Here is an 8,796-nt window from a genome sequence, read left to right as displayed (position 1 = left end):
GGATGGTTGTGGGGAGGGGGAAGTGGGCTTGGATTTGGGCGCCTGTTGGGGTTGGGGCGGCGGTGAGGGTGCCGCCTAGTTCGGCGGTGCGGTCGTGCATGGCTTGGAGGCCTACGCCGGGGTGCCAGGGGCCGGTCGGTTCGCCGTTGTCGGTGATGGTGATTTCCAGGTCGGATCCGCAGCGGAGGGAGACGGTGGCCGACGTTGCCGAGGCGTGACGGACGACGTTGGTCAGGGCTTCGGTGGCGATGCGGTACGCCGCAACCTCCAGGGCGGCGGGCAGTGGGGGTAGGTCGTCGGTGGTGACGGTGACTCGGATCGGGGTGCCGTCGGCGCGGATCGACATCTGGTCGGCGCGTTGCCGGAGCGCGGCGATCAGGCCGAGTTCGTCGAGCGCCGGTGGGCGCAGATCGTCGACGAGGCGGCGTACGTCGGTGATCGCCGAGCGGGTGTCGGAGCGCAGCCGGGCCAGCAGTTCGACGGCTCGCGAGGTGTCTGCGGAGAGGGTTTGCGAGGTGGTGATGAGGTTGGCGGCGGCGTCCGCGGTGAACGCTACGCCGGTGAGCGTCGGGCCCAGACCGTCGTGCAGGTCGCGGCGCAATCGCCGGCGCTCCTCCTCGCGGGCTGACACCAGTTTCTCCCGCGATGCCTGGAGTTCTGTCGACAATCTTGTCGCGTGTACGGCCGCCGCCAGCGGTACGGCGACCAACGCGAGCACGCTGTGGTCCGCCGAGGACAGCCCGGCCTCGCCCGAGCGTGGCGCGACCTCGAGCACCCCGAGTACTTCCCCGCCGTACGAGAGCGGTACGACGGAGACCTCCGCCCCGGCGCCCCGGGAGGAAGGGGTTCCGTCCGAGGCGATGATCGTGTCGTCTACCCGGAGCGCGGCGTACGGCAGGCGGAGTGCCGAGCGGACTGCGGCGACCACCCCGGGCAGTCCGGCGGAGAGTTGGGAACCGACCCGGGACGCGACCCGCGCCGGGTCGTGACGGTCGCCGTACAGGGCGCGGTCGACCAGCTGCTGCAGGCGGGGCAGCACCGGCGCGATGATCAGTGCGACGAATACCGTGACCGCCGCCGAGCGGCCGACCTGCGACGCGATCAGCGAGTCCAATACCGCCACCAGTGCCGCATAGATGCCGATAGCAACCAACGACAGCAGCGCCCAGGTCAGCGCGCGGGAGACCACCAGGCGGATGTCGAGGAGCTGGTACCGGACGATCGCGACCGCGACGCTGATCGGGATCAGTGGAATCGCCAGCAGAACCAGGACCGGCGTACCGGTGACGAAGGACCACGGGATGACGAACAGCAGCGCGATCACCGAGGCCAGCAGCAACCACAACAGTTGCCGACGGCCCGCTTCGTCCGCGCGCCGGTAGCGGATCGCCAGGCAGGAGAGCGCCAGCAGGAACGCGAGGATGTTCCGTACCTCGGCCGCGGTCCACAACGGCTGCAGCGCGTCGAATCGTGGGATTGTTAACAATCCTCTCGGTAGGCCAGGGGACACCGGTTGGCCACTGCCCGCCATCTCGAGGACGAACAGTGGGGAGGTCGCGATGATGCCGATTGCGGCCCAACGCCAGCGTGGTGACAACAGCCGGCCGTCCGGGAACAGCAGCAGCGCGAGCGGCAGGAACAGTCCGATCGACCACGGCCAGGCGGCCAGCGAGACGGTGACGAGTACCTGCTGCGCGACGTGCCCGGGGACCACGTGAGCCAGTGCGTCGGCGACCGGCGTGGTCGCGTGCCCGATGCCGTCCGCCAGGAACAGCCAGCCGATCGGGTTGGCCGGGCGGTGCCAGGCGATGACCGCGCCGCAGAGGCCGAAGGTGAGGCCCATCAAGCCGTTCGTCACGACGAAGTTGTCGACAAGGTCCTGCCAGCCCCAGCCGGCGGAGACGCCGTACGCGACGGCGAAGACCACCTCGACCACCACCAGCGCGGCGAGCGCGCCGGCCAGGCCGCGGCGGTTCCCTGAGGTTGTCATATCCGAAGTGTGCTCCGGGAACGTTCCCGGCGTCTCGGGATCGTGATCCCGGATCCGGCGGGGAAATGCCCGGGCCGGCGGGACCCGGTCCTCGGGTCGGCGCCGGTTCCACGGCCGCAGGGTGGTGCCGAATCACTACGCAAGGGGGTAAGAAGATGTACAGATTCGGTTTGGTGCTGCTGGGGTTGCTCGCGCTTGTCGACCTCGCGTCGCCGCTCACGACCGACGGGGAGCACCCGCCGATGAGCATCGCGATCGGGTCCGCGGTCGTCGGGCTGATCAGCTTGGCGCTGGTCGGTCTTGCCTGGCGCGGGAGGCGGTGGCCGCTCGCACCGCTGATCACGTTGCGCCTGGCGTCGGCGTTGCTCGCCGTACCGGCGTTCTTCGCCGACGGGGTTCCCGCGGTCGCTGTCGTCGCTGCCGGGATCGGGGTCGCGGCGACCGTCGTCGGGGTGATCGCGGTACTGCTGCCGAGGCGCGAGCTGGCAGGTGCGCGATGACCCAGGAAGCAACGCAGTCGATCGGCCGTACGTCGTCGCGCGCGGACATCCGGCCCGTGTCGCGGTGGCTGGCGGCGGTGATCCTGCCGATCGGGCCGGCGGCGGTGGCGCTGCTGCGGTTCCTGCTGCCGTACAACACGGCGGATGAGACGTCGACAATCGTCAATAGGATTGTCAACAATCTGGATCGCAGTTCGTTGGTGATCTGGTTCGCGTACGTGGCGTTCCTGACGTTGGTCCCGGGGGTGTACTTCGTCGGGCGGTTGACTCGGCGCAGTACGCCGTGGTTGACCGGGATTGCTTTGTTTCTGATGGTTCCGGGCTATCTGTCGTTGCCGTGGACGGCGAGCAGTGATGTGTACACGTGGGCGGCCGGGACGGCTGGGCTCGATCAGGCGTCGATCACGAAGGTTGCTGACGTTTCGCACGGCTCGATGAACCTGGCCGGGTTGGTGTTCGTGGTCGGGCATGTGCTCGGGACGGTGCTGCTCGGGATCGCGATGTGGCGGTCCGGGGTGGGCGGTAGGTGGGCGGCGGTGGCGGTCGGGATTTCGCAGCCGCTGCATCTGACCGCGGTCATCATCAGCAGTCATCCGCTGGATCTGATCGGTTGGGGGCTGCAGGCAGTCGGATTCGCCGCGGTGGGGTGGGCGATTGTCCGATTGTCGAATGACGACTGGCAGCCGGTGCGATGACGGGGACCTGGGCCTGCTCGGCGTTACGCTCGGTTGACTGAAGGGGGCGGTATGAGCGAGGTAACGGGTGGGCCCGGGTTCGCCACCGAGCGGGGGAGTTTCCGCGCGGCGCAGGTGGCGGATCAGAACGTCGAGCGGCAGGCGTTCGTACTCGATCAGATGGCTGGGCGTCCCGCTGTGCGGGCGTTGAAGGCGTGGGCGTTGGAGCAGTTGGCGCCGGCGGCGGGGGAGATGGCGGTCGACGTCGGGTCGGGTACGGGGGAGGACGTGGTCGCGTTCGCGACGTACGGCGCCCGGGCGATCGGCGTCGAGCCCAGCCCCGGCCTCCGCGCCGAAGCCGCCCGACGAGCCGAGGCCGGACGCGCCGAAGCTGCCGGACGCGCCGAGGCTGCCCGGCGGGCCGCGGCGGGGCAGGACGCCCGGGGCGATGTGGAGTTTGTTGACGGGCGGGCGGAGGTGTTGCCGTTCGGGGATGCGTCGGTGGATGTGGTGCGGTGTGAGCGGGTGTTGCAGCACGTCGACGTACCGGGGGACGCGGTGGGGGAGATGGCGCGGGTGTTGCGGCCGGGTGGGCGGGTGGTGTTGATCGACACGGACTGGGGTACGGCGATCCTGCACCCGGCGGATCCCGACGTACTGCGGCGGATGTTCGCGTACTTCCGTGGCGAGACGGCCAATCCGTACTCGGGCCGCAGGCTCCGCGAGCTGCTCGTCGACGCGGGGATGGAGATCACCGGCGAGACCGCCGCGACCTGGATCGAGCCGCAGGAAGGCGCCACAACCGGCTTCGTCGGCATGATGCACACAGCCGCGGCCCGGGCCGGCGTGATCACCGACGCCGAGGCGGCGGCGTTCGCGCAGACGCTACGAGACGCGGCTGAGCGCGGCAGCTTCCATATGTCCCTCACGATGTACGCCGTCAGCGCGCGCAAGCCGTGACCGGCGCGGCCACTGCACGACCAGCACTGCCGACAGCACCAGCGCACCGCCGAACCACTGCGGCGCGCTGAGCTTCTCGCCGAACACCGCGGCCGCGGCGACCACCGTCACGACCGGCTCGAAGATCGACAGGATCGACGCCACCGACGCGCCGACCCGCGCCATCCCCGCGAAGAACAACAGGATCGCCGCGACCGTACTAATCACCGCAACCGCCGCCAGCCACACCCAGCCGACCGGAGCGAACCCGAAGTCGACGCCACCACGCAGAAACGCCAGTAATACAAAGGTTCCGAAGGCCCCGGTGCACACCAGCGCGGTGAGTGCGAGCGGCGGTACGTCGACCGAATCGCCGACCAGGATGTACCCGGTGTAGACAATCGGCGCCCCGAGCGCGAGCAGTGCACCGGACCAGTCGAAGTGGCCGGACAGTGCGCCGCTGAGCACCAGGCCGATCCCGAGCAGCGCGATCACCAGCGCGGCCACCCGCCGGCGCGAGGCGCGCTCCCGGCGCAGCGCGATCGCCGTACCCATGACGAGCACCGGGTACAGGTACAGGATCAGCGCGACCAGCGACGCGTCGATCCGGGCCAGCGCGGAGAAGTAGAACGTCGACTGCGCGGCGTACCCGAAGGCGCCCATCGCGAGGCCGGTGAGTACGACCCGGCGCGGCAGATTCCGGAGCGCGCCACGGGCGAGCGCGATGCCGAGCAGCAGTACGGCGGCCAGCCCGAACCGGACCAGCAGCAGCGCGTCCACGGACACGCCCGCGTCGTACGCGAGCTTGCCGAACACGGCCATCACGCCGAAGGCGGCGGCGGAGAAGAGGCAGAAGAGGCGTCCCACGGCATCGATGGTCGGACCAGTGAACCGTTCACGTCCATCACGGCTTCTCGGACAGTATTGTGAAGCTAAACTGAACGGATGATGGATCTGCACCGGCTTCGGCTGCTGCGTGAGGTGCACGGCCGCGGCACGGTGCACGGAGCGGCCCGCGCGCTCGGCTATTCGCCCAGCGCGATCTCCCAGCAGCTGGCCGTGCTGGAGCGCGAAGCCGGTACGCCGTTGCTCGAACGGATCGGCCGCAACGTACGGCTGACCGCGGCGGGCGAGGTCCTGGTACGGCACGCGACCGCGCTCCTGGAAGGGGTCGAGGCGGCCGAGGCGGAGCTGGCGGCGGTCGCGGCCGGACGGGTCGCCGGGCTGGTGCGGATCGGGGCGTTCCAGTCCGCGTTCATCCGGGTCGTCGCGCCGGCGATCCGGAGCCTCGCGGCGACGCATCCCGATATCCGCGTGCAGGCGGCCGAGCTGGAGGTGGAACAGGCCGCGCCCGCCTTGCGGATGCAGCAGCTGGACGTGATGGTCGGCGACGAGTACGACGGCCAACCGCGCGCCGTCCACACCGACCTGCATCGCGAGCACCTGCTCCGTGAACGCATCAGCGTCGTCCTGCCGGAGGATCATCCGCTGGCCGCGTCGGATCGGGTCCCGCTCCGACAGCTGAGCGAGCTGCCGTGGGCTGCGTGCCAGCAGGGCACGGGGCACCGCGAGATGCATGTCCGCGTCTGCCGCGAGCTGGGTGGGTTCGAGCCCGACATCCGCTACAGCTCCGACGATTTCCGCATCCTGCTGGAGCTCGTGCGTACGACGGGCGCCGGTGCGCTCCTCACCGACCTCGCCCTCGGCACCGGCGCACCGGGTGTCGCCGTACGCCTCCCGGCCGAAGGTGATCCCGGCCGGGCGGTCTTCCTCTTGACCCGCCGTACCCGGACTCCCGCGGTCGCGGCGGTAGCGGACGCCTTGGCTGCGGCGGCCACTGGTCAGACCAGGTCGTGACGCAGCAGGACTGTCCGATTGTCGAATGTGCGATTGTCTACCATCCGGAGCGTGCGGCGTTCGGTGGGCTGGTAGACGGGCTTGCCGCCGCCGAGGATGACCGGGTGCACGATGACGTGGTACTCGTCGAGCAACCCGAGGTCGGTGAGTGCGCCCGCGACGCTCGCGCTCCCGGTCAGCAGGATGTCCTTGCCGGGCTCTGCCTTGATCGCCTCGAGCTCCCCGGCGGCGCGGATGATCCGCGTGTTCCAGTCGGCGGACTGCAGGGTTGTCGACAATACGATCTTCGACGTTCGGCGCCAGACCGGCGCGAACTCGATCGCGTGCTGGTCCGGGTTCATCGCCTCGGCGTTCGGCCAGTACGCCGACATCAGCTCCCAGACGTTCCGTCCGTACAGGAACAGGTCGGCGCGCTCGGTCAGCGCCATCGAGTACGCGCCGAGCTCCGGGCCGAGTTCGGCCCAGTCGAACTCCCCGTTCGGCCCGGCGATGTAGCCGTCGAGCGACTGGTGCACGTAATACATGATCTTCCGCATGATGTCCTCCGCATGATGGCTGCTTGTGCCACCTGGTCGGACCCGGTTGCCCAGGATTGACATGTTGCGCTGAGGGGATTGACGAAAGCGTCGCGGCTTGGGAGATTCGGAGGGAACGGGCGGGTCTGGGGGAGGGCCGGCCGCCCGTCGGGGGTTCAGTTGCTCTCTGGGGTGAAGTCTTCGCGCTGTGCTCGACGGTGACGCCGGTCTGCGCGGTGTACGCGTGCGCGTATGCCGAATTGCGACAGAACCTTGCACAGGGGAGCGAACGCATGATCGAGAACCTGCGGGAACGCACGCGGGGACAGGTCCTCATGGTGGGCGATGAGGGGTACGACGCGGCGCGCCGCGTCAACAATTGGATGATCGACAAACGACCGCAGGTGATCGTCCGGTGCGAGAACGCCGGCGACGTGATGGCGGCGATCGAGTACGCGCGGACGAACGAGCTGGAGATCGCGGTCCGCGGCGGCGGGCACAGCGTGCCCGGGTTCGGTACGGTCGACGACGGGCTGGTGATCGACCTGAGCCCGATGCGTAACGTCCGGGTGGATCCGGTGAACCGGACCGCGCGGGCCGGCGGCGGCGCGACCTGGGGCGACTTCAACGCGGCGACGCACGCGTTCGGGCTGGCGACGACCGGCGGGATCATCTCGACCACGGGTGTCGGCGGCCTGACCCTGGGCGGCGGGATCGGGTACCTCGCGCGCGGGCTCGGGCTGTCCTGCGACAACCTGGTGTCGGCCGACGTGGTGACCGCGGACGGGAAGTTCCTGATCGCCAGCGAGAAGGAGAACGAGGACCTGTTCTGGGCACTCCGCGGCGGGGGCGGCAACTTCGGGGTGGTGACCGCGCTGGAGTTCCGGCTCGTAGCATTGTCGACAATCTACGGCGGCCCGATGTTCTTCGAGCTGTCCGACGCGGCTGCCGTGCTGGGCGGGTTCCGGGACCTGATCAGGGACGCGCCCGAGCAGCTCGGCGGGTTCCCGGCGTTCCAGATCGCGCCGCCGCTGCCGTTCATCCCGGAGAACCGGCACGGCGAGCCGTTCGCGGCGATCGTCGGCTGCTGGGCGGGCGACCTCGACGAGGGCGAGGCGCAGATCTCGAAGTTCCGCGAGCTGGCACCGGTGATGGCCGAACACGTCGGCCCGATGCCGTACCCGGCGCTGAACAGTGCCTTCGACGCCCTGGTACCGCCCGGGCTGCAGCACTACTGGAAGGCGAACTTCGTCACCGAACTCACCGACGAGGCGATCCAGGCACACCTGCGGCACGCACCCGGCCTGCCGGCGGTGAACTCGACCGTGCACATCTACCCGATCAACGGCGCCTGCCACCGAGTCACCGCGGACGCGACCGCCTTCGCCTACCGGGACGCGAACTTCGCCACCGTGATCGCCGGCATGTGGCCGGACCCGGCCCAGAACGAGGCGTCGATCGACTGGGTCCGGTCGTACTACGACGACATCGCCCCACACTCCGAGGCCGGCGGCTACGTGAACTTCATGGCCGCCGACGACCAGGGACGGATCCGCGACAACTACCGCCAGAACTACGACCGCCTGGCGGAGGTGAAACGCAAGTACGACCCGGACAACATCTTCCACCTGAACCAGAACATCGCCCCCTGACCCACCGCCGGGGTGCGGCCCGTCCGCCGACCGCACCCCGCTCAACCGGTCCGCCGGCCGTACCCCGCTCAACCGGTCCGCCGGCCGTACCCCGCTCAACCGGTGCGCCGGCCGTACCCCGCTCAACCGGTGCGTCGGCCGTACCCCGTTCAGCTGACGCGGGCGCCGCCCCTGTCGGCCGTACCGCGCTGAGCCTGTGTGCCGGCCGCACCGCGCTCAGCCGGTGCGCCGACCGCACCTCGTTCAGCTGACGCGGGCGCCGCATCCCCTGTCGGCCGTACCCCGCTCCGGCTGGCCGTGGCCGTACCCGCCTCGGCCGGGTCGCGCCCGTACCGCCTTCAGGCGGGTCGCGCGCCGTGCCGGGGTCAGCCGGAGACGTGGGCGGTGTTGCTGAGCCAGTGGTGGGCGAGGGAGACGTCGCCGTCGACGCTGATGCCGGCGGCGTCGGTCAGTGGGATGCGGCGGGTGAGCGCCAGTAGCAACGATCCGGCCGGGCCGGTCACGGTCACATCGGCCGCGCGGGTCCCGGGCTGCCAGGTCGCCCCGTCCGGCCGCCGCTCGACGAACCACGCCCCAGCGTCGGTAGCCAACCATTGCAAAGTCTGCCCGGTACCGCGAACAGCGTGCGCGGATTCGGCCCGCTGCATCGCCCAGGTCGGGGACGTGAGC

Annotated in this window: 8 protein-coding genes and 1 pseudogene; 5 read left to right on the top strand and 4 right to left on the bottom strand. The window is 70.0% G+C overall.

All coding sequences use genetic code 11. From position 1 onward, the window contains the following. On the bottom strand, positions 1–1,990 hold a 1,990-nt coding region (locus VFF46_RS05250; RefSeq protein ID WP_325035872.1), incomplete at its 3' end, for a sensor histidine kinase. A 155-nt stretch (positions 1,991–2,145) separates the two neighbouring features. Here VFF46_RS05250 and VFF46_RS05245 point away from each other — a divergent pair. From VFF46_RS05245 to VFF46_RS05235, 3 genes are read left to right on the top strand one after another with little or no spacing between them, the layout of a single operon-like run. After that, complete coding sequence (locus VFF46_RS05245) at positions 2,146–2,490, top strand: hypothetical protein (RefSeq protein ID WP_325035871.1); 345 nt, start codon at positions 2,146–2,148, stop codon at positions 2,488–2,490. Then, positions 2,487–3,185 (top strand): hypothetical protein, encoded by a 699-nt coding sequence (locus VFF46_RS05240; protein WP_325035870.1) that lies wholly within the window; start codon positions 2,487–2,489, stop codon positions 3,183–3,185. The genes VFF46_RS05245 and VFF46_RS05240 overlap by 4 nt, the downstream gene beginning before the upstream one ends. 51 nt (positions 3,186–3,236) lie before the next feature. Then, positions 3,237–4,124 carry a methyltransferase domain-containing protein gene (locus tag VFF46_RS05235; RefSeq protein ID WP_325035869.1) on the top strand — a complete coding sequence of 296 codons (888 nt, stop codon included), beginning with the start codon at positions 3,237–3,239 and terminating at the stop codon, positions 4,122–4,124. On the opposite strand, the gene VFF46_RS05230 is transcribed toward VFF46_RS05235, so the two are convergent. Further along, the gene (locus VFF46_RS05230; RefSeq protein ID WP_325035868.1) at positions 4,050–4,970 is read right to left on the bottom strand and encodes a DMT family transporter; all 921 of its coding nucleotides are present in this window, start codon (positions 4,968–4,970) and stop codon (positions 4,050–4,052) included. The two genes, VFF46_RS05235 and VFF46_RS05230, sit on opposite strands and share 75 nt — an antisense overlap. 78 nt (positions 4,971–5,048) lie before the next feature. Between VFF46_RS05230 and VFF46_RS05225 the strand changes: the two genes are divergently transcribed. Beyond that, entirely contained in the window at positions 5,049–5,960 is a 912-nt protein-coding gene (locus tag VFF46_RS05225; protein ID WP_325035867.1) for a LysR family transcriptional regulator, read from the top strand. On the opposite strand, the gene VFF46_RS05220 is transcribed toward VFF46_RS05225, so the two are convergent. Next, on the bottom strand, positions 5,945–6,496 hold the full coding sequence (locus VFF46_RS05220) for a dihydrofolate reductase family protein (RefSeq protein ID WP_325035866.1): 552 nt from the start codon (positions 6,494–6,496) through the stop codon (positions 5,945–5,947). The genes VFF46_RS05225 and VFF46_RS05220 overlap by 16 nt on opposite strands. 272 nt (positions 6,497–6,768) lie before the next feature. On the opposite strand from VFF46_RS05220, the gene VFF46_RS05215 reads away from it, so the two are divergent. After that, positions 6,769–8,127, top strand: coding sequence for an FAD-binding oxidoreductase (locus VFF46_RS05215; RefSeq protein WP_325035865.1), 1,359 nt, complete (start codon positions 6,769–6,771; stop codon positions 8,125–8,127). A gap of 365 nt (positions 8,128–8,492) precedes the next feature. Here the strand turns inward: VFF46_RS05215 and VFF46_RS05210 are convergent. After that, positions 8,493–8,796 (bottom strand): annotated as a pseudogene (locus VFF46_RS05210) (hypothetical protein); the annotation flags it as partial.

The sequence above is a fragment of the Kribbella sp. genome (assembly GCF_035655035.1).
In the GTDB taxonomy this organism is placed as follows: Bacteria; Actinomycetota; Actinomycetes; order Propionibacteriales; family Kribbellaceae; genus Kribbella.
The sequence above is the reverse complement of the archived record's forward strand: the minus strand, read 5'-3'. Positions and strand labels throughout refer to the sequence as shown.